This is a genomic window from Pseudoalteromonas shioyasakiensis, assembly GCF_022398475.1.
Lineage (GTDB): Bacteria > Pseudomonadota > Gammaproteobacteria > Enterobacterales > Alteromonadaceae > Pseudoalteromonas.
Map to the genome: position 1 here is coordinate 119,115 of NZ_JAKEVM010000001.1, position 20,002 is coordinate 139,116.

The 20,002-nt window shown below is 40.9% G+C and carries 17 protein-coding genes; 10 read left to right on the forward strand and 7 right to left on the reverse strand.

Annotated elements, in window-relative coordinates; genetic code table 11:
* Positions 1-5: 5 nt before the first annotated feature.
* The 3 genes from L1D51_RS00590 to L1D51_RS00600 are packed head-to-tail and all read right to left on the reverse strand — an operon-like array spanning position 6 to position 3,073.
* Positions 6-1,298, reverse strand: a complete 1,293-nt coding sequence (locus L1D51_RS00590; RefSeq protein ID WP_055199221.1) for an ABC transporter permease — start codon at positions 1,296-1,298, stop codon at positions 6-8.
* Complete coding sequence (locus tag L1D51_RS00595) at positions 1,285-1,983, reverse strand: ABC transporter ATP-binding protein (RefSeq protein WP_239962064.1); 699 nt, start codon at positions 1,981-1,983, stop codon at positions 1,285-1,287. Before L1D51_RS00595 ends, L1D51_RS00590 begins: the two co-directional genes overlap by 14 nt.
* 16 nt (positions 1,984-1,999) lie before the next feature.
* Positions 2,000-3,073 carry a CDP-glycerol glycerophosphotransferase family protein gene (locus L1D51_RS00600; RefSeq protein ID WP_239962066.1) on the reverse strand — a complete coding sequence of 358 codons (1,074 nt, stop codon included), beginning with the start codon at positions 3,071-3,073 and terminating at the stop codon, positions 2,000-2,002.
* A gap of 217 nt (positions 3,074-3,290) precedes the next feature.
* Between L1D51_RS00600 and L1D51_RS00605 the strand changes: the two genes are divergently transcribed.
* The 8 genes from L1D51_RS00605 to L1D51_RS00640 all read left to right on the forward strand — a co-directional run bounded on the left by L1D51_RS00605 (position 3,291) and on the right by L1D51_RS00640 (position 11,237).
* Positions 3,291-4,397, forward strand: a complete 1,107-nt coding sequence (locus tag L1D51_RS00605; protein ID WP_054561015.1) for a phosphoribosylaminoimidazolesuccinocarboxamide synthase — start codon at positions 3,291-3,293, stop codon at positions 4,395-4,397.
* A 167-nt stretch (positions 4,398-4,564) separates the two neighbouring features.
* Positions 4,565-5,215 (forward strand): methylamine utilization protein, encoded by a 651-nt coding sequence (locus tag L1D51_RS00610; RefSeq protein WP_239962068.1) that lies wholly within the window; start codon positions 4,565-4,567, stop codon positions 5,213-5,215.
* On the forward strand, positions 5,205-7,520 hold the full coding sequence (locus L1D51_RS00615) for a bifunctional diguanylate cyclase/phosphodiesterase (protein ID WP_055020757.1): 2,316 nt from the start codon (positions 5,205-5,207) through the stop codon (positions 7,518-7,520). Before L1D51_RS00610 ends, L1D51_RS00615 begins: the two co-directional genes overlap by 11 nt.
* Entirely contained in the window at positions 7,507-8,340 is an 834-nt protein-coding gene (locus L1D51_RS00620; protein ID WP_058585872.1) for a DUF3034 family protein, read from the forward strand. Before L1D51_RS00615 ends, L1D51_RS00620 begins: the two co-directional genes overlap by 14 nt.
* A complete protein-coding gene (locus tag L1D51_RS00625; RefSeq protein WP_425605528.1) occupies positions 8,340-8,759 on the forward strand; it encodes a group I truncated hemoglobin in 420 nt (139 codons plus the stop codon). Before L1D51_RS00620 ends, L1D51_RS00625 begins: the two co-directional genes overlap by 1 nt.
* A 122-nt stretch (positions 8,760-8,881) precedes the next feature.
* Complete coding sequence (locus tag L1D51_RS00630) at positions 8,882-9,946, forward strand: CDP-glycerol glycerophosphotransferase family protein (RefSeq protein ID WP_239962070.1); 1,065 nt, start codon at positions 8,882-8,884, stop codon at positions 9,944-9,946.
* A 29-nt stretch (positions 9,947-9,975) separates the two neighbouring features.
* Positions 9,976-10,398: an FAD synthase family protein gene (locus tag L1D51_RS00635; RefSeq protein WP_239962073.1), complete on the forward strand. Its 423-nt coding sequence runs from the start codon at positions 9,976-9,978 to the stop codon at positions 10,396-10,398.
* Positions 10,398-11,237: a sulfurtransferase gene (locus L1D51_RS00640; RefSeq protein WP_055199227.1), complete on the forward strand. Its 840-nt coding sequence runs from the start codon at positions 10,398-10,400 to the stop codon at positions 11,235-11,237. Before L1D51_RS00635 ends, L1D51_RS00640 begins: the two co-directional genes overlap by 1 nt.
* Here L1D51_RS00640 and L1D51_RS00645 read toward each other — a convergent pair.
* From L1D51_RS00645 to L1D51_RS00655, 3 genes are all read right to left on the reverse strand, one after another.
* Positions 11,212-12,750, reverse strand: a complete 1,539-nt coding sequence (locus L1D51_RS00645) for a tetratricopeptide repeat-containing sulfotransferase family protein (protein WP_239962074.1) — start codon at positions 12,748-12,750, stop codon at positions 11,212-11,214. The genes L1D51_RS00640 and L1D51_RS00645 overlap by 26 nt on opposite strands.
* 294 nt (positions 12,751-13,044) lie before the next feature.
* Complete coding sequence (locus L1D51_RS00650) at positions 13,045-15,477, reverse strand: TonB-dependent receptor (RefSeq protein WP_239962076.1); 2,433 nt, start codon at positions 15,475-15,477, stop codon at positions 13,045-13,047.
* Positions 15,478-15,657: 180 nt separating this feature from the next.
* Positions 15,658-16,014 (reverse strand): DUF5522 domain-containing protein, encoded by a 357-nt coding sequence (locus L1D51_RS00655; RefSeq protein ID WP_239962085.1) that lies wholly within the window; start codon positions 16,012-16,014, stop codon positions 15,658-15,660.
* A gap of 43 nt (positions 16,015-16,057) precedes the next feature.
* On the opposite strand from L1D51_RS00655, the gene L1D51_RS00660 reads away from it, so the two are divergent.
* Complete coding sequence (locus L1D51_RS00660; RefSeq protein WP_239962087.1) at positions 16,058-16,381, forward strand: hypothetical protein; 324 nt, start codon at positions 16,058-16,060, stop codon at positions 16,379-16,381.
* Positions 16,382-16,421: 40 nt separating this feature from the next.
* Here the strand turns inward: L1D51_RS00660 and L1D51_RS00665 are convergent, their stop codons facing one another.
* Positions 16,422-17,390: a class 1 fructose-bisphosphatase gene (locus tag L1D51_RS00665; protein ID WP_054561004.1), complete on the reverse strand. Its 969-nt coding sequence runs from the start codon at positions 17,388-17,390 to the stop codon at positions 16,422-16,424.
* Between the two features lie 160 nt (positions 17,391-17,550).
* Here L1D51_RS00665 and L1D51_RS00670 point away from each other — a divergent pair, with 160 nt between their 5' ends.
* Positions 17,551-19,980: a zinc-dependent metalloprotease gene (locus tag L1D51_RS00670; RefSeq protein WP_054561003.1), complete on the forward strand. Its 2,430-nt coding sequence runs from the start codon at positions 17,551-17,553 to the stop codon at positions 19,978-19,980.
* Positions 19,981-20,002 lie beyond the last annotated feature (22 nt).

The window sequence follows — 20,002 nt, forward strand, 5'->3', positions numbered from 1 at the left end:
ATTCCTTAAATTTTAATACTCATACCATCAGCAAGAGAGTAGAAATACGCGCGAGTTGCGGGAATTAACCCAACAATAAAGCCTGCAACCATTATCGCAGCTAAAAGCATGAGTTCATAGGATGACAATAAGGCTATATTTAGGCTTATTCCGGCATGGCTTTGCAAGTAATCTGCGCCGAGTAGCATTAAAGCATAGAATAATGCGATACCAACAATGCAGCCAAGCCCTGTAATGAGTAATGATTCGACACTGATCAAGGTGAAAATATGCCAAGGTCTTGCGCCAACAGAGCGCAAAATTGCAAGTTCTCTGCGGCGTTGATTGAGGCTTGAAAGCAGGCTCGTTAACATGCCAAGCAAACTGATCAGCACCACGACGATAGAAAATAATAGCAATATTTTTTCAACGATAGAGAGCATTTCCCATAGTTCACGCAAAGTAACACCCGGCATGATGGCAAGCAGTGCCTCATCTTTGTATTGGTTGATATTACGACGTACTTGTAAGGTATAAAGAGGTGAATCGAAACCAAGTAAAAAAGCGGTTATTTGTTTTGGTGTGCCAACTAAATCAACATCATCATGCTGGTCGTGGTCGTGGTCGTGGTCGTGGTCGTGGTCATTTGCATCAGCCTGAGCGGCTTCATGCTGATGAGCATGACCACCATGAATCGCTTCAATTGCTGCAAGTGGAATATGCAGGGTTTTATCAACAGGCGTGCCCGTTGGATTTAAAATACCGACCACTTTAAATGGGTTATCGTCATGATTATGAAAGCTGGTATTGCCCATGCCGTGCGCAATCACTACTTCGTCACCAAGCTGATAGCCAAGGGTATTGGCAACCTCAGCACCTAATACAACCTCAAATAAGTGATTAAACTCATGACCTTGTGAAAAGCTCAACGACTGCTTTTTAGCAAAGCGATAGTGCTCAAAATAGTCTTTATTTGTACCAAGTACAGCTAAACCTTTATGGCTGTCGCCAAGTGACATAGGAATAGCCCATTTCACACCCCGTTGCCCTGAGATGTATTGGTAACTTTTCCAACTCACGCCATTATTAGCATGACCAATGCGAAATACCGAAGACAGCAGCAACTGGATATCACCGGTACGCGCACCGACAATTAAATCAGTGCCAGAAATTGTATTGCTAAAGCTACTTTTAGCATCAACTCGAACCCGCTCAATCGACATCAATAACATTACGCTGATAGCAATTGTAAATAGGGTGAGTAGGGCGCTGGCCTTTCGGTTTAATAAACTTTTTGTGGCGAGTTTAATGAGTAGCATCTGTGCCTCCTTGTAACTCAACAAGGCTGATACTGCGGGTAAATAGCGTTTGTAATGTTTCATCATGGCTAACAAAAATTAGCGTGCTATTTGCTGCGCTTGCCTGCTCAAATAACAATTTTACGAATGCTTGGCGATTTTGTGTGTCGAGTGCTGAGGTAGGTTCATCTGCAATAATAATTTCAGGGCTGCCAATAAAGGCTCGCGCTGCGGCAACTCTTTGTTGCTGGCCAATACTCAGCTGTGCAACTGCTTGATGCTGCAAGTTATCATTTAGCCCTAAAGCGCTCAGTAAGCGGCTTGCTTCAGCGGCTATTGTTGCACTATTTTTTAATGCGTTTTTTTGCCTTTGCTTTGAAAATTGGCAACCTAAAGTCACATTTTCAATAGGCGATAAATAAGGTAGTAAATTAAAGTTTTGAAAAATATAGCCAATATGGTCGGCACGAAAACGGTCCCTTTTACTATTACTAAGTTGGTTAATCGCTTTACCAAGCAGCTCGATATTGCCCTGTGTTGGCACTGTGACGCCAGCAAGCAATGATAATAACGTTGATTTACCACAACCACTCGGACCGTGAAGAAAAACATGTTCGCCTTGATCAATATCTAGCTTAGTAATATTGATCGTCGGCTTGGGTTGTTTTGCGTGCCATTTAAAAAGCACATTTTCAAGCGTGATCATAACGACCTATGAATTGTTACCATCGCCAGTAATTTAATTTTCTACGCATTTTAAAATTACGAATAAAATTACGTGGTTTCGGCTTAAGTGCAGGATTGCTCAATAGTAATTCATTGCTAGCAGCAAGTACACGTTGACTCGATAAGCCGTCTTGATATGGATGCAGTTGCTGGCAGAAGTGCTCAATTTTCGCCATTAATTCAGCAGGCTGTGTGAAGGCATAATCAATCGCTTCAGTTAGTTTATTGACATCTGTAATATCAATAAGATGTTCGCCAGGTGCTTGATTGCAGAAAGTTACGACAGGCTTTCTTTGTAAGATAAACATAAGCAAAATGGATGAGGTATCACACAGCATGACATCCGCTGCTTGCAACAGCGGTAATACATTATCTGTCTCGACAAAGGTTAGGTTTTCGTTTTGTAGAGCCTTGTATTGTTCAACAAGCTCGCTTGGCATTTTCGGGTGAAATTGCACCAAAATTCGCCACTTTCCTTGCTCACTGTATGCTTTTATTTGTTCGTATAATTTAGGTGCAAGAGAAAGGTTTCTAGAAAAAGTTGAACAAATTAAAAGAGTTTGCCTTTTATCGCCTTCATCTACGTATGGATTGTTTTCTATTTTTGAAAATAATGGATCTAGAGTAGGCCAACCTGTTTCTTTAGTTAAAAAGAAACCATGCTTTTTAGCTAGTTTCTCAAACTTAGAAGTTGTATTAGGGCCTTGGGTACAATACAGGTCAAAGCAGCCTCGGATGTTAAAATGATCTTCGTATCCTTTTCGATTTAGTTTTCCAGAATTAAAGCCGTGAAAAACAGCTACTTTTTTTCCTGGGATAAAGTTTGGAATTACATTCCCAGGAATGTATGAAATGTCTGGTTGCCACTGGATTACATCATCTATAGTTTCTAAACACGATTCATCTGAACGAAGGAAGTTCTGATTAACTTCATCACCATAGAAAAACCATTTAACTTCACCACCACGAGCTAAAATCTCCCGTTGCAATGGGCGTAAGATCGCGTACGAATAGTTCTGCGAAATAAACATTAAATATTTTTTTTCTGCGGTAGCTGCTAAGTAATCCAAGAAAACCTCCTATTTCGAGGGCACTAGTATAGCGAAATAATGTTTATGACAGCAAAATTACTGAAAGTTTAAATTTTTATGGTTTTTATTACATCCGCAGGCTGCTGATGATAGTGCAATGATTGAGCTTTCAAAGCGTCTAGATTATTATAGGCGGCCATAACCCCAATCCCATACATGTGCTCACAAGAGCATGCCAAATACTATCGGAGATAGCATGACTAGCTATAAAGTTTTAGACGTAAACGATGATTTACCGATCCGTACTAAAGGTGCGGTACACAGTGGTAAAGTGCGTTCAGTTTATTGGTTAACTGATGAAGACAGCGCTCGTTTAATTAATGACAAAGGTTATCAAGTTCCAAAAGGAACTGAGCTAGCTATTATGGTTATTTCTGACCGTATTTCTGCGTTTGATTGTATTTGGCAAGGTGAAAACGGTTTAAATGGTGTTCCTGGTAAAGGCATCGCGCTAAACTCTGTGGCATCTCATTGGTTTAAGTTATTTGATAAAGCAGGCCTTGCTGGTAACCATATTGTTGATATTCCACACCCTTATGTATGGATTGTGCGTAAAGCAAGTACTGTAAAAGTTGAAGCCATTGCTCGCCAGTATATTACTGGCAGTATGTGGCGTGATTATGCGAAAGGCACGCGTAATTTCTGTGGTATTGATTTACCAGAGGGACTAGCTGCGAACCAAAAGCTAGATGAAGTTTTAATTACGCCATCAACGAAAGGCATTATCACAGGTGTTACTGACATTCCTGAAGTAGATGATGTGAACATTACTCGTGAAAACATCACTAATAACCTATCTGTTTTTAACTTCAAGTCTGAAGACGATGTGGCTAAATATGAGCAACTACTTGTTGAAGGCTTTAAGCTGATCAGTGATGAACTAGCGCAGCTTGACCAAATCTTTGTCGATACTAAATTTGAATTTGGTTATGTTGAAGACATTGATGGTTCAGATAAGCTTATCTACATTGATGAAGTAGGCACGCCTGATTCATCACGTATCTGGGATGGCCCAGCTTACCGTGATGGTAAAATCATTGAAAACTCAAAAGAGGGTTTCCGCCAGTTATTAATTAATAACGTGCCAGACAGCGATGTGTTATTAAATAAAGACCGCATGGACGAGCGTGAGCAGCTTGCTAAAGACTACACCTTGCCAGAATCAGTGATGCTTGAAGTGTCTGATACTTACGTTGGCATTGCGAGTAAAATCATTGGTCAAGAAATTACTATTCCAAGCGACCCACGTAGTGAAGTAATCGCTATTTTAGATAAAGAATACGGCTTAATTAAGCACAATTAATTGCTATTTTTTTAACTTAGATATGCTCTAAGTCAATATTATTAAAGCCAAGTTGGTTTTCTACTAAAACTGCTTGGCTTTTTTCTTGCTTTTCATACCCTCTCTCATTAACTTAAGCTAAGATTAATCTATACTTATTAGCAAACTAGGCTAAGCAAGGTTCAATTATGACGTTTTTTGCGCACTGTGCTCGCACGGTATGTTCTTTTGTAGTTCTGTGCAGCGCAGCAACTGCATTCGCTGCTGATATTTCATTTACCGTTCGTGATCAATTTGGTAAGCCTTTGGCTGATGCTGTCATCGAATTAGAAAATAATGCGAACTTACCGAGCACGCAATTACCCGTTGCTGTGATGGATCAGGTAAATAAGCAATTTTCACCTAATGTATTGGTGATACAGCAAGGGCAGTCTGTTGATTTTCCTAATAGCGATAATATTCGCCATCATGTTTATTCTTTTTCAAGTGCTAAACCTTTTAATATTAAGCTTTACGCTGACCGTCCAGAAAAACCTGAGTTGTTTGATAACAGCGGGGTTGTAGTCTTAGGCTGTAATATTCACGACTCTATGGTGGGTTATATCTATGTCGCAAATAGCGCTAATACACTAAAAACAGCAGAGGATGGTAAAGTACAATTAAAAGGTATTACTGTTCCAACTAGTATAACGATTTGGCACCCAAACCAAGCAAGTGAAATTAATAAAAAATTATCAGTCACTGTAACTGAGCAAGTCGCTGATATTACAATTAATACGAATGAACCTGCACCGCGTAATACGTTTGGTGAGATGTTTAAGGCAGATAATGATTCATAGTTTAAGAGGGCGGATCATAGCCTTATGCGTTAGCCTGGTTTTATTAACTAGTTTAGTCAGTTTAGCGAGCTCTTGGTGGTCGACAAATCGCTTTAATGATCAAAAGTTGCGTGAAGATATTAATGTCGCTGAAAATGTTTTTAAGCAATATTTAAGCGCTAAAGAGAGCCTGCTATTAACTGCTGCAAAGGTGCTGACCGCAGATTTTGGCTTTAAACAAGCGGTCGCAACTCAAGACGCCGATACCATTAGTAGTGTATTGAATAACCACAGTCGTCGAATAAATGCTGATTTGATGTTGCTTGTGGATTTATCAGGGCAATTGGTCTCAGCAAATACTGAATTTAATCATAGGCCAGATGAGTTTTCTGCATTGATGAATGAATTACTCATTGATGCTGAGCAATCAAATTTCATTGTACTTGATCAAACCCTTTACCAAGTTATTTTACTGCCAGTACGTGCGCCGCGAACTGTTGCCTACAGTTTAGTGGGGTTCGAGATTAACGATCTGGTTGCTGCAGAGCTTAAAAACCTCACCACAATGGATGTGAGTTTTATTGGTGAAGATGATGGTGTGGTAGAGACATCGCTGCCCAAGCAACCACAAAGCACCTCTGTATTAGCGCATTTTAATAACGAGACAACGCAGCGCATATTTGGTGAAAAGCCGGTCTATAGAAACCGCCTGGTTGAACTTCCATCTTTGCCCGGACACCTAGTTTCTGTGCTATTAAGTGCTGATTTAACCCAGAGTTATCGTGAGTTTGAACAGCTGTTTTTCACCATTATTGTGCTTGCTGCTATTACGGTTGTGATAGGCGTATTGACCAGTGGAATCTTAGCTAAAAATCTCACAACACCGCTTTCAAAGCTTACTTTACTTGCGCAGCAATTTGCCCGTGGCAACTATAAAGCTGAATTTGTAGGTAAAAAGCAAAGTAGTGAAATCACCACCTTAATTGATGCCTTTAACAACATGGGTAACGACATTAAAGAGCGTGAACAGCAAATAAGTTTTCAAGCTAGCCATGATTCATTAACTGGCTTTTATACCCGTTCTGCTATGTTAGAAAACATGGAAAACTTGTTTGCCGAAGGGGCTGAGTACACACTGGTTGCTATAGATATCCGCGGCCTTCGCCATATCAATGATAAATTAGGCCCGCGTATTGGCGATGATTGTCTTAAAGCGGTTGCTGAGCGGATTGGTGAGTACTCAGCTCATCATAATGGTGTTAATGCTCGGATTGGCGGTGACGAATTTTTAACTTTATTGCCAGCCGATGAAACGAAACAATTTAAAGATGCGGTAATGAAGTTAGTTGCTCAGTTACAGGCTGGCTACTTAATTCAAGGCTTAAACATTACGTTACGCTTTAGTGTTGGGGTGGTGCATTGCCTTTCGCAAAATGTCAGCCCTGAGGATTTAATGCGTCGCTCGTTAATTGCTGTTGATACCGCATCTTGCGAGCATAAAACTATTCATTATTATCAAGAAGGTGAAGACGAAGAACATCTTGAGCGCCTAGCAATAATTGATGAACTTAAGCAAGCCCTTGTTGATGATGACGGTCAGCTGTTCATGACCTATCAGCCAAAACTAAATATTAAAACTAATAGCATTGATAAAGTTGAGTCGTTAATCCGCTGGCAACGCAAAGACGGTCAGTGGGTTTCACCAGAACTGTTTATTGATTTAGCAGAGCAATCGGGGGTGATTGTTGAGTTAACTTCTTGGGTTGTTAAAACCGTAGTGTCGCAAGTTGCAGCATGGCAACAGCAAGGTATTACTATGCAGGCTGCAATTAATGTTTCTGCGCAAGATATTGCATACCCAAGCTTTTACTCACACCTTGCTAAACAGTTAGAAAAACATGCTGTTAATGGGCGCTTGATCACAATTGAGCTTACAGAACGCGATATGATTGAGAACGAAGAGCAAGGTATTAAGGCGCTAGAAAACCTCAAAACCTTGGGGGTTAAAATCTCGTTGGATGACTATGGTGTAGGGCAAACATCGCTTGGGCGCTTAAAGTCATTACCGATTGATGAGCTAAAACTTGATAAGTGTTTTATTTTGCAATTAGATCAGTCTCGTCAAGATCAATACATAGTGCAATCTACGGTTACTCTAGGTCATCAGTTGGGCTTTTCGGTTGTTGCTGAAGGGGTTGAGAACAAAAATTCACTGGATATTTTAGTGCAAAATAAATGCGATTATGCACAAGGGTATTATTTAAGTAGGCCACTAAAATCAGAGCAGTTTTTGCAGTGGTTAGAGGTGTACAATGAAGCGTCTTAATTGGTTGTTTTGTCTGGCTTGCCTCGGTTTTGCAAGTTCAGGATTAGCTGCATCGGGTAAATTACTAGCAACGCCTGGTGTCTCACAAGTTGAAGGTAGTGCGGGTGGTGGTATTGTCCCTTGGGCGCAACTTGCAGGCTATGCAAGTGATGATGAAATAGCAATAAATGGTTTTTGCAGCCGTGCAGACGTGAGTGATTACCGCTTAGATGTTTGTGGCGCGCAGCTAAATATTTATGATCGCGTTGAATTTAGTTACGCAGAGCAACGCTTCGAAGTTCCGGCATTAAATACCGATATTGAGCAATCAATTACAGGAGCGAAAGTGCGCTTATACGGCGATATCGTTTACAGTAAATGGCCGCAGCTGAGCTTGGGTGTGCAACATAAATCACTGGATGACGGCAGTATCGCAAACCTACTCGGTGCCAAAGACACCAGCGGTACCGACGTATATCTTGCTGCTAGTAAACTACATTTGGGCGCGCTTGCTGGGTATAACTGGTTTTGGAACACCACCTTTCGTTATAGCGATGCTAATCAGCTTGGCTTGTTAGGCTTTGGCGGCCCTGATAGCGATAAAGAATTGTTATTTGAAGCATCGACAGCTGTGTTTTTAACCCACCAAATAGCCGTTGGTGTTGAGTATCGTGAAAAGTCCAATAACCTTGGCTTAGGAGAGCAAGATTGGCAGGATGTGTTTGTTGCTTGGTTTCCTAATAAGTATGTTAGCGTGACTGCTGCTTGGTTAGACTTAGGAAGTATTGCTGGGGCTAAGGATCAAACAGGTTGGTATCTTTCTGTAACAGGGTATTGGTAATGATGAAAACACTTTTTACATTTGTATTTGCCGTTATGTTAGTTGGTTGTGCAAGTAGCAACAATAGCACCTTGTATCAGCAAATTAATGGCGAACAAGGAGTTGAAAAACTGGTTGATAGTTTTATCAATCAAATAGGCCGTGACGAACAAATTTTAGCTTATTTTAAACAAACGAATGTCGCCCATTTTCGACAAGGCTTTATTACTCATTTGTGTAGCGTCACAGACGGTCCTTGTGAATATAAAGGCGATAATATGGTTGATATCCACACCGGAATGAATATCCCTAAAAAAGACTTTAACCGTGTGGTAGAGCTTTTGATTAATGCTATGGACGAACAACAGATCCCGCAAACGGTACAAAATCAAATCCTTAGCCGCCTAGCCCCCCTTCGTCCTGAGGTAATTGATATTTAGCTAGAACAAACTTGGAATGTAAGCTGAAAGAATAAAGTAATTTATGTACAATAGCTTTATTAAAAGTTTTTTGTTCTATTACTGTCATCTCACAAAAAAATAATAAAGATTGTTTAGCTTTTATGAATATAATTTTCGATACTCAAAGTCTCTACTACTTACCGCAATATATTCCGGTATATAAAAAACTACTTACCAAAGATATAACTAGTAGGTTTGTTTTTTATCGCAATAGCCATGAACAAACAATCCAGCAAATCATAGATGACAATGAACTTGAGCATATTTGGGTTGATAATCAAAAGCAAGCTATTGAATATTACGAAAATGAGCGAGCAGATTGGGTGTTTTTTGCAAACTCATTCGAGTTTTTAGACCGTTTACACAAAGTGTCTAAAAGCGCTCAGTTAGGGCATGGCATTGGGCCTAAATCTAGTTATTACACCAAATCATCACAAGCCATGACGGTCAGGTTTGTTGAGGGGCAGTATCGCCTTAAGCGTTTACAAAATATGTATCCAGATGATTGTTTTGTTGATGTGGGTTTTTGTAAACTTGACGATATTTTTAATCAAGTGCCTCTTGATGGTGCTTTAGATTTAACGAAATTTGATAAAAGTAAAAAGACTATTCTCTATGCTCCTACATTCTACCCAAGTAGTATCGAACGCTTTCCAAAAAACTGGCCAGAGCAATTTTCTGAATTTAACATTCTGATCAAACCTCACTATTTCTCAATATGTAAAAGCCGCTATCAAAAGCAACGTGATTTATTAGAGCATTGGTCAAACTACGATAATGTTTATCTTGCTCGGGTTGAGGACTATTCACTATTACCATTTTTAGATCAGGCTGACTTACTTATAAGTGATGCATCTTCCGCTCTTTTTGAATTTGCTTTACTTAATAAACCTGTAATTTGGTGCGATTTCTTGAAGTTGCGTTGGAGCTACAGAGGTATCTTCTCTTATCGTTTTAAACGTCGTATGGATCAAGACTACGGTGAATATGCCAATATTGCTGTACATGCAAAAAATTACAAAGACTTACACAAACTTGTTATCGAGCAACTTGAAAACCCTGAGTCTTTGGCTGAGAAAAGGCTTGAATTAGCTGAAAAGCTAGCAGGTAAACTTGATGGCAAAGCAAGTGAACGAATCGTCAATTACTTAGTCGAAAATAATTAAGTTATTAAGAGTACACACTGGAAAAATTAATGAAGAAGATAGGTTACACGACAGGTGTTTTTGATTTATTTCATATAGGTCATTTAAACATTTTAAAACGAGCAAAATTAGAATGTGATTACTTAATTGTTGGTGTAACTACCGATGAACTTTGTCGTAATGTAAAAAATAAAGAGCCCGTCATTCCTTTTCAAGAGCGAATGGAAATTGTTGAAGCAGTTAAATTTGTGGATGAAGTTGTCCCACAGGTTAATTACGACAAAGAAGAAGCTTGGAATAATTTGAAATTTGATAAAATGTTTGTAGGTGATGATTGGAAAGGAACTGAAAAGTGGAACAAAATAGAAGCTGATTTTGCAAAACTTAATGTTGAAATTTGCTACTTTTCTTACACATCTCATACATCAAGCACAAAGCTGCGTGAAGTGCTTGATAAAATAAGTAAAAACTAATGAAGAATATCGTCTCGCCAGAATGGCTTAACGAGCATTTAAACCTGGATAACTTGGTTATCTTTGATGCAGGAATGCTACGTCCTGGTTTACCGGGTGAGTATGCGCCTAAGGCGATGCTTCCTAATGCACAGCGTTTTGATTTCAAAAAGACGCTGGCAGATAACAGTAATCCTGTACCAAGTATGATGTGCAGTAGCGAGCAGTTCACAGAACATATGCAGCTTGCTGGTGTTAACCAAGACTCTCTAGTTGTGATTTATGAGGATCAAGGCTTATTCAGTTCAGCCCGTGCGTGGTGGATGTTTAAAGCCATGGGCTTTGATAACGTAAAAGTTTTAAGTGGCGGTTTAGCTAAGTGGCAGGCACTTGGCTTTGCTACACAAGCAAGTTATTCAGCTGCTTCTGGTCAAGGCAATTTTGTTGCCAGCCCGCGTGCTGATTACTTTATTAGTGCTGAGCAAGTACTTAACTCACTTGATGAACAAAGCACACTAACACTCGATGCTCGCCCTTATGAGCGCTTTACAGGTGAACACGCTGAGCCGCGCGAAGGTATGCGCAGTGGTCATATTCCAAATAGTCGCAGTTTATCTCTAGCAACAGTGCTAAATAACGGTGAGCTTAAACCGCTTAGCGAGTTACAGGCATTATTTGAACAACACATAGCGCCGCATCACACCCAGTTGCAGTTTAGCTGTGGTTCAGGTGTAACCGCTTGTGCAATTGCATTGTGTGCCGATGAATGCGGTTACGCTAACTTACGTGTTTACGATGGCTCATGGAGTGAGTGGGGCGCTCGTCACGACCTACCTATTGAAACAGGCCCGCATCAATAAAATCGGCGTAATTTTGCCAGCTGTCGATACTCTTTTTATTCAGTGGCTGGCGGATTTGCTTTTTACTCGCAGTGGCTGATGCTGCATTGCTTTTATAAAAAGTCAGGCAGTTTTCCTGCCAGCTTAAATCACAAAACGCATAGAGCTTTTGCGTTTGTTGGGTAGGCTCTGCTACTAATTGCTCATAGCTTTGCAAAAAAACATTTTCAGGATACTTGTTGGCAAAATGACTGACTAAGGCCGAGTAATCTTGATGGAACGAGGCAATATCTTCAAGTGTAAAACTGTAGTGATGAAACACACTTTGCGGGCTATACATCTGCCTAAAATTGGCAATGCTGCAATCTTGCCAGCCCCGCTGCATACAAACGATTTTCGCATTAGGAAAAGCCGCTAAAATAAAATCAATATAGTAAAAGTTAAATGGCTGTTTATCACAACTTCTTAGGCCGTCACTTAGCAGCTCGGCTCTTTGTTGATAGTTAGCTAATGCTGTTTTTATTGCCTCAAATTCATATGCCTTATCGAGCATTTCGCTGTCTATTACACGAGCTGATTGCGTGGCGTCTTGTATGAGTTGCGCAATATCATTTAACTCCCCAACCCCTTGCAGTTGTGTACTTTGATTAAGGATTTTTTCAACTAAGGTTGTGCCAGAGCGGGGCATGCCAACAACAAAAACGGGTGAGAACTCAGAGTCACTACTAGCTGGTGCTTGCTGTTTGCTTTGAGTAATGAGCTTTTGACAAAAGTGGTGGTGTTGGCTTGCTTGATAGTTAAGTTTACCGGCTATCGCTTGCTTACTTAGTGCAAAGTATTTAAATGCATTTTTGTAGTCATTAAGGTGCTCATAATTAAGGGCAAGACTATGAAAATACACTTGCTGTTCAACAATGCTTTTTTCTTTATCCGCCAAGGCTTGTAGTTTTTGTATATGTTGCTTGGCATCTACTTTCGTATTGAGTTCAGCCTGCGAATAGTGGGCTTGATAAAAGCTAGGTTGCTTTGTGGTTAGTTGCTGTAATAAGCTTTTAGCTTCATCGAACAGTCCGTGAATTTTATAACACACCGCCAAATTATAGCTAATTTGTGGGTTATCTTTATTGCGCTGGTAGGCTGCTTGTTGGAAGCTAAGAGCGTCGTCATAATGCCCTAAACGGGTCGCAATGTTGGCTAATGTATCAAAGTCTGCGCCACTAAAGCCAGCTGTTTGTAGTGCGCTTTGATAATGCACAGCTGCATTACTTACTTTGCCTAACAGTACGTATAACTTGGCAAGTGCTAAATGATAAACAGCAAAAGGGGCTAGGCTTAGCGCTTTTTCAAGGAGCTTAATAGCTTTGGTGATATCGCCAGCTGCGGTGTTGACTTCGCTGAGTAAAAAGTAACAAACGTGGTCTTCAGGATTTTGTTTTAGGCGCTGCACAAGTAGGTGATGTGCATCGTTTAGTTGTTTATTTGCTAACAACTGTTGGATATGAGCGCGAAGCGCTTGTTGGGTATCATTTAGCATAAGCGCATATTATATCAATTCACCAGAAACTTAATTTTATACCAATCCGCAATAATACTTAATCATTTTGAGGGATTAAACCTGTCGCTAGCTGCGTTAAAAATTTCTGATTTACGACTGCATGGATGCAGAAGGTAGAGCAATGCAGGAGCAATTGCCGAGAACAACTAAATAACGAAATTTTTGCCTTGCTATCAACGAGGTTTTCTTGCCTCAAAATAGACCAATTAATTAAGCGAATTGGTATTAAAAAGCCCTGCCTGAAGGTGGCAAGGCTTTTATGGGTATGTTTAATTACAGCTCAAAGTTGTAGCTAAACTTCATACCGATAGTACGCGGCGCTGTGGTGTAGTGACCATAAACACGCTGTAGCTCAGGTAGCTCTTTATTAAGCTCAGCATATTGCGACATACCAGCCCAAGACTTATCACGACGTACAGAAGTGAATGCGTACTTATCGAATAAGTTGTCTACGTAAAGCGTTGCAGACCACATATCACCAGTAATTTTGGCAGATAAGTTACTTAGTGCATAACCTGGTAATACTTCGCCGTCTGCTTTTAAGCCTACTTTGGTGATTACATCGCTTTGCGCTGTGATACCGTAGTTTACGCTTAATAACTTATCACCTAAGACATCTTGCTCGTAACGAAGACCAAACGAGAATTGATGCTCAGGAGCGCCCGGTAAACGGTCGCCTTTGGCACCATCATAGTAGCTTTGGTACTGTGCTAAGTCATCGCCTAACACACCAAATAAGTAAGGCGCATCTTCGGTCAATTCAGCCTTTGCATACGCGTATGTCGCATATGCAGCCCAATTATCACCAATCATTGCGCGAGTAGAAAGCTCAACACCTTTAGAATTAGCAGAGCCTGCATTTGAGGTAATTAGCTCTTGACCATTTACGGTGCTGCTACCCACTTGTGCATCTTTCCAATCAACATTAAATAGCGCCGCATTAAAATGTAGGCGGTTACGTAACCATGATGACTTAAAGCCTAGCTCGTAGTTGACCGTTGTATCTGGTTTGTAATCTTCTTCGTTTGGCAGGGCACAAACAATTTGTTGCTCAGGTAATACATCAGGGCAAGGAGCAATACCGTTACCACCACCAATACGGAAACCTTCACTCACGGTAAAGTAAGCAAGTACACCATTATCGAATGTATAGTTAGCATTAAACTTAAATAAGTTACCGTTATCGCTAGCGCTCACATTTTCCATAACAAGGTTATCTAGTGAATCAAAATCACCAGAATAAAGCGGTGTAGCAGAGCCTGATGTTGTTGATACATCGTATTCGTAAAAACGAGCACCTAAAGTTACATCAAACTGATCTGTGATGCTGTAGCCGACTTCACCAAAAAGTGCTTTTTCAGTGGTCTCGCTATCTGAAATTAGAATGTACTCAAGGTCTTGTTCAACATTTGGAATACCACCACCCCAGTACTCAGTCAGACCCGGCGTGTACTCACGATCATCAGAGTAACTTTCTACTTTGTTGTAGAAGCCGCCTACAATCCAGCTAAAAGCACTATTACTATTTGAAACTAAACGAAGCTCTTGCGTAAATGTATCGCGATCTGAGGTATCGTGCGTGTAGCCAACAAAAGAAGGGAAATCGGCATAGCCTGACCAAATATCGTAAAGTAGATCAGTTTGATCGCGCTGACCAGATTGCTCATAGCTAGACCAACCAGATGCAGATACCAGCTCAGCAAAACCAAGATCTGCTTTTACTTCTAAGCTTAATAAATCGTTTTCTTCTTCACCTGGTTCAAGTACACGAGCTACGTTTTCGTATTTTCCAGGAATCCCTTGTAGCGCACTGCTATCAGCAAGAGAGCCGTATTGCGATGTCGAGTTACCGCCATTTTCTTGCTTTTGATAGAAGTAGTTTAGCGTTGCATCAATATCTTCGGTTGCAAGCCAACGAAGTGATAAACGTGCAGTGGTGATTTGCTCATCGTTAACATCGCTTACGCTTTTTAAGTTGGCATTTACATCGCTGCTGTCTGAAAAATCAGGATTTGGGTTTGATACACCCGGTTCTTGAACCACGTGGGTGTAGTCAATGTAACCAGGGTTATCGTAATAATTTAAGCTAGCACGAAGCGCTAGTTTTTCTTCAATTAGCGGGGTATTGAATACCACACCAAACTCACCGCCAGTGCCGTCACTTTCGTTAATGCTAAATACATCGCCTGTAACCTTACCTTCGGTGATATCAAGCTCTGGTTGTTTTAGTAAGTAACGAATTGCACCACCTAAAGTACCTGCACCATACAGTGTACCTTGTGGGCCAATTAGCACTTCAACACGGTCAACGTCAGTTAAACGTAAGTCGATGCTAAGTGGAATTTCACCAACATAGGTTGCCACTGTGCCACTATCAGAAATACGGTCAGAAGTATTTGTATTCAAACCACGAACGATAATCGGAGAACCTTCACGGCCACCTTGATCAGAAATTGTTAAGCCAGGTACCCAGCGTGCGACATCTTCTAGATCACCAATGTTTTGGTCGCTAATTACATCGCCATTGAGCGCTGTGATATTAAGCGGTGCATCTTGCACTGAGCCTGCACGTCGTGTTGCAGTAATTTGAATAGTTTCAATTGATTTATCAACTTCGATAGCATCTTCTGCAGCAAACGCCATATTACTATTGATTAAAACTGCAGAAATTGCACTTGCAAGTAGAGCAGGCTTAAAAGTGTTCATGATTGATTCCGACTTAGTTACAGTAAATTTATGCTTAAAAAATAGACGTTACTAGTAATTTAAGCTTAAAAATTGATGATTTAGTGAATTTATATCCAATTATAATGTATTTTTATTCTTATCGTCCATGCGTTATTTGCAATTAAATGCAAAATATTTGAATAAATACTCTGTAAGAGGTTAGCTATCGGAATAAGGGCAATGAGTACAGCCATTACTACAGCAGTGGCCACGTTTTAAAAAGAACCAGCGGCTAAATACCATGTAGTTGTTTTGCATGGTGTAATCGAGATTTTCTATTAAATTACCTTGAGTAAAATAAGGCTTAGCGAAGGCAAGCTGCTGTTCAAGAGGCTGTTGGTAAAGTTTAGATAAAAATGAATTTATCTTTTTTATAGTACAGTCTCGGCATAAACATTCTGTTGCAGCCTCATCGAGTGGTAAAATGTTGGGCAGCTCACTACACCAACAGGCATTAATATTGTCGGCTTGGCAGTTAAGCGTTGCTTTGCATTGTGAGCAAGTAAGGGTTGTCATTAAGTAAAAAGATGCTTTGAGATTGAAAAGGTAAGCATAGCAAATGGATAAATTAGACGCATTAGATGAGTTTGCCCGCTTTGGTGATAACCGATTTGAGGCAATCTCAGTAATTACCAGTACTCCAGACACACAAGGTGGTGTCTATACTCTGACGCAAGATGTTTTCTGCCAGGTTTTACAGCGTGTTATAGACGGCGAAATAGATATCGATGAATTAGAACTTTGGGCAAACGTAGTAGAGTCTAGGCAAGACATCGACGAAAGTGCCGTTGAAGGGGCTATTTATGCGCTAAGTAATAACGAGCAAATGGGTGAGTTGAGTACAAGTACGCTAAAGAAGTTATTAGCAGTGACTTTAGGCTGAAAGAATTTTATACCTTTCAGCCTAAGGCATTTACTGCTTGCTATTTATGGTAGCTTAAGCAGGTTTCCACTTCGTTCTTCGAACCTAAGATCACCGCCACACGTTGGTGAATAGCATCAGGTTGAATGTCCATGATGCGCTCAGTGCCTGTTGAGGCAATACCGCCAGCTTGTTCGATTAACATTGCCATTGGGTTTGCTTCGTATAATAAACGTAATTTGTTAGGTTTATTTGGATCTTTCGTGTCGGTTGGGTAAGTAAAAATACCACCACGGCATAATACACGGTGCACATCACCTACCATTGCAGCAATCCAGCGCATGTTAAAGTTACGACCACGCGGTCCAGTATCACCAGCAATTAAGTCATTGATGTAATTTTGCATTGCTGGTTGCCAATGGCGTTGGTTTGAAGCATTGATTGCAAATTCGCTAGTCTCTTCAGGTACGGTTGCAAAATCTTGCGTTAATAAGAAGGTACCGTGCGTTTTATCTAAGGTGAAAAAGCGTGTGCCTTTGCCAGTTGTTAACGCCAGCACGGTTGATGGGCCATATAATACATAACCCGCTGCAACTTGGTTTTTACCCGGTTGCATAAAAATACTAGGATCAGCCGGATCAGCCCCTTCAGGCGCCGCCATAATTGAGAAAATCGTACCAACGAGTGAGTTGATATCAGTATTTGATGAGCCATCAAGTGGGTCGAATGCAACAATGTAGTTGGCATCTGGATTACCCGCAACGGTGAAGTCTTCTTCTTCAGAGGCAATGGCTTTTACGTAGCCCGATTCTAATAAAATATCTTTTAAAAGTTGGTTAGTTAGAACATCGAGTTTTTTCTGAGTTTCACCCTGAATGTTTTCGTCTAGGGTTGAGCCTAATACGCCAGATAGGGCGCCTTGACCAACACGAAATGAAATTTCTTTACATGCCGCAAGTACCGTTCTGATCAATGAGATCAGTTCACGAGGGCAACCATCTTCTAACAATACCGGTGGGAGTCTACGCATTCTATTTTCCTGATAACGTTGTAGCCAGACATTTTTAGTGTGAGAGAGAATGTCTTAGCAAGCGCTGAATTTCGTCTTAAATAGCTGATTTTTCTTGGCGGTACTTTATACTGCTTAATACCTATACAGTATTTAAAACGCGAATAACAAAGATAAGATTATGCAAAAAATACCATTACTACGATATCTGCTCTTAGCTGTGCTACTTACTATGATAACTCAAGCACACGCAGCAATTAAGTCTATAAATGATTTTACTGAAAAAATGACTCATTTTTCAGGCTATTTTTCATTTTACTACGATACAGAAAACGGCAAATTGTATCTTGAGGTGGATAAACTCGAGCAGCAATTTTTATTACAACAAAGCTTACCTTACGGTGTTGGTTCAAACGATATTGGCTTAGATCGCGGTCAGCTAGGTGATACTCACTTAGTTCAGTTTGAGCGTTTTGGCGATAAGGTGATGCTAAGAGCTATTAATACTTATTACCGCGCTAATACTAATAACCTTGCGGAACAACAAAGTATTAAAGAGGCGTTCGCATCAAGTATTTTAGCCGGCTTTAGTGTTGTAGCTCAGTCAGATACTGCGGTACTTGTGGATTACACCCCTTATTTATTAAGCGATGTTCATGGTGTAAGCCGTCGCTTATCGGCAACCGGGCAGGGAAGTTTTAACTTAGATAGCAACCGCAGTGCGGTATATTTAGCACGCTCAAAAGCGTTTGAAAAAAATACTGAATTAGAAGCCGTGCTAACTTTTCAAGGTAATAACCCAGGAAAGTATGTTCGCCAAGTGAGCGCAGACCCTTATGCGCTGACAGTGCATATGCATCACTCATTAATTGAGTTACCGGACGATAACTACACCCCTCGCAAATTCCACCCTCAAGCAGGTTTTTGGAGCATTGAGCACAAAGATTATGCGGCAGCGCTGGGTGAATCTATGTATGTGCGTTACATCCCGCGTCATCGTTTAGCGAAAAAAGATCCGAGCCTGCCAATCAGCGAGCCCGTTGAGCCGATTGTTTATTACTTAGATCCGGGTGTACCTGAGCCAGTTAAAACAGCGTTACTTGATGGTGCTAAATGGTGGAATGATGCCTTTAATGCAGCAGGTTATAAGAACGCATTTATCGTTAAAGTGCTCCCTGATGATGCAGACCCTATGGATATTCGCTACAACGTAATTCAATGGGTGCACCGTGCAACCCGTGGTTGGTCATACGGCAGCTCCGTGATTGACCCTCGAACAGGCGAAATTATCAAAGGTCATGTGACACTGGGTTCACTGCGTGTTCGTCAAGACATCCTAATTGCAGAAGCATTAGCAGCTCCCTATTTTAAAGGCAATGAAGTGGCTAAGCGCTTACAAGCCATGGCACTTGATCGTATTCGTCAATTAAGCGCCCATGAAGTCGGGCATACTTTAGGTATTTCGCATAATTTTGCAGCGTCAGTGGCAGACAGAGCCTCTGTAATGGATTATCCACACCCACTACTAAGCTTTAATGAGCAAGGTAAATTAGATGTAAGCCGAGGTTATGCTGCTGGCATGGGCGTGTGGGATACCCAAGTGGTTAAATACGGTTATAGCGACTTCACCAATCAAGATGAAGCACAGCAATTGGCCGCAATTTTAGCTGAAAACAAAAGCAAAGGGCTGGAATTTATTTCAGACAGTGATGCCCGCGCTCAAGGTGGTGCTCACCCAACAGGGCATTTATGGGATAACGGCAGTTCACCGAGTGATGAGCTAATGCGTGTACTTGATGTTCGTAAACAAGCGCTGACGAGCTTTGGTATCGAAAACATCAAAACAGGCACTGCTTTATCGCAATTAGAAGAAATGCTGGTGCCACTTTATTTGTTCCATCGCTATCAAGTTGAAGCTGCGGTTAAATTAATTGCCGGTGTAAATTACGAGTACGAAGTACGTGATGGCTCACAACCTAAAGGGGCGCAGGTTGTGGCAAAGCAAACGCAACAAGCGGCAGCCGATGCAGTACTTGCGACATTAAAAGCTGAGAACCTTGTTTTGCCTGAGTCGGTATTAGCGCTTATTCCACCAAAAGCGTATGGTGAATCAAAATCACGCGAGAGCATTGTTGGCCGCACAGGACTCACGCTTGATGCGATGGCGCTGCCTGAGGTTGCTGCAGCACATAGCTTGAGCCTACTTTTTAATAGCCAACGCATTAACCGTTTAGCACAGCAGCAAGCACGAAGCGATGCATTTTATGGTTTAGATGCGCTATTAGCACAAACTTATCAGCAAGTTTTTGAGCAAAAAATTGCTTCAGGGATGGCAGGTAAAATTAGCCAACGTGTACAGCTTTTAACTGCAAAACAGTTTGCTGACTTAGTGGCAAGCAATGAGGTGGCACCCGAAGTGCAAGCACAGCTTCGTTACTACTTAGCTAAACTTGCAAAGAGTTACCAGCAAGAATCCATGCTAGGCAGTGCATCCGTTGGTAACAGTGCATTTAAGCAATATTTAAGCGAGCAAATCAGTTACTTTTTAGAAAGTGGTGAATGGCCTACAAACTTTAAAGTGCTGCCAATGCCACCGGGCTCACCAATTTAATCCTCCTTTATTTTAAGACGCC

Coding starts and splice junctions, on each gene's coding strand:
- L1D51_RS00590 (WP_055199221.1), bottom strand. CDS start 1,298: ATGCTACTCATTAAACTCGCCACAAAAAGTTTATTAAACCGAAAGGCC.
- L1D51_RS00595 (WP_239962064.1), bottom strand. CDS start 1,983: ATGATCACGCTTGAAAATGTGCTTTTTAAATGGCACGCAAAACAACCC.
- L1D51_RS00605 (WP_054561015.1), top strand. CDS start 3,291: ATGACTAGCTATAAAGTTTTAGACGTAAACGATGATTTACCGATCCGT.
- L1D51_RS00610 (WP_239962068.1), top strand. CDS start 4,565: ATGACGTTTTTTGCGCACTGTGCTCGCACGGTATGTTCTTTTGTAGTT.
- L1D51_RS00615 (WP_055020757.1), top strand. CDS start 5,205: ATGATTCATAGTTTAAGAGGGCGGATCATAGCCTTATGCGTTAGCCTG.
- L1D51_RS00620 (WP_058585872.1), top strand. CDS start 7,507: ATGAAGCGTCTTAATTGGTTGTTTTGTCTGGCTTGCCTCGGTTTTGCA.
- L1D51_RS00625 (WP_425605528.1), top strand. CDS start 8,340: ATGATGAAAACACTTTTTACATTTGTATTTGCCGTTATGTTAGTTGGT.
- L1D51_RS00630 (WP_239962070.1), top strand. CDS start 8,882: ATGAATATAATTTTCGATACTCAAAGTCTCTACTACTTACCGCAATAT.
- L1D51_RS00635 (WP_239962073.1), top strand. CDS start 9,976: ATGAAGAAGATAGGTTACACGACAGGTGTTTTTGATTTATTTCATATA.
- L1D51_RS00640 (WP_055199227.1), top strand. CDS start 10,398: ATGAAGAATATCGTCTCGCCAGAATGGCTTAACGAGCATTTAAACCTG.
- L1D51_RS00645 (WP_239962074.1), bottom strand. CDS start 12,750: ATGCTAAATGATACCCAACAAGCGCTTCGCGCTCATATCCAACAGTTG.
- L1D51_RS00650 (WP_239962076.1), bottom strand. CDS start 15,477: ATGAACACTTTTAAGCCTGCTCTACTTGCAAGTGCAATTTCTGCAGTT.
- L1D51_RS00655 (WP_239962085.1), bottom strand. CDS start 16,014: ATGACAACCCTTACTTGCTCACAATGCAAAGCAACGCTTAACTGCCAA.
- L1D51_RS00660 (WP_239962087.1), top strand. CDS start 16,058: ATGGATAAATTAGACGCATTAGATGAGTTTGCCCGCTTTGGTGATAAC.
- L1D51_RS00665 (WP_054561004.1), bottom strand. CDS start 17,390: ATGCGTAGACTCCCACCGGTATTGTTAGAAGATGGTTGCCCTCGTGAA.
- L1D51_RS00670 (WP_054561003.1), top strand. CDS start 17,551: ATGCAAAAAATACCATTACTACGATATCTGCTCTTAGCTGTGCTACTT.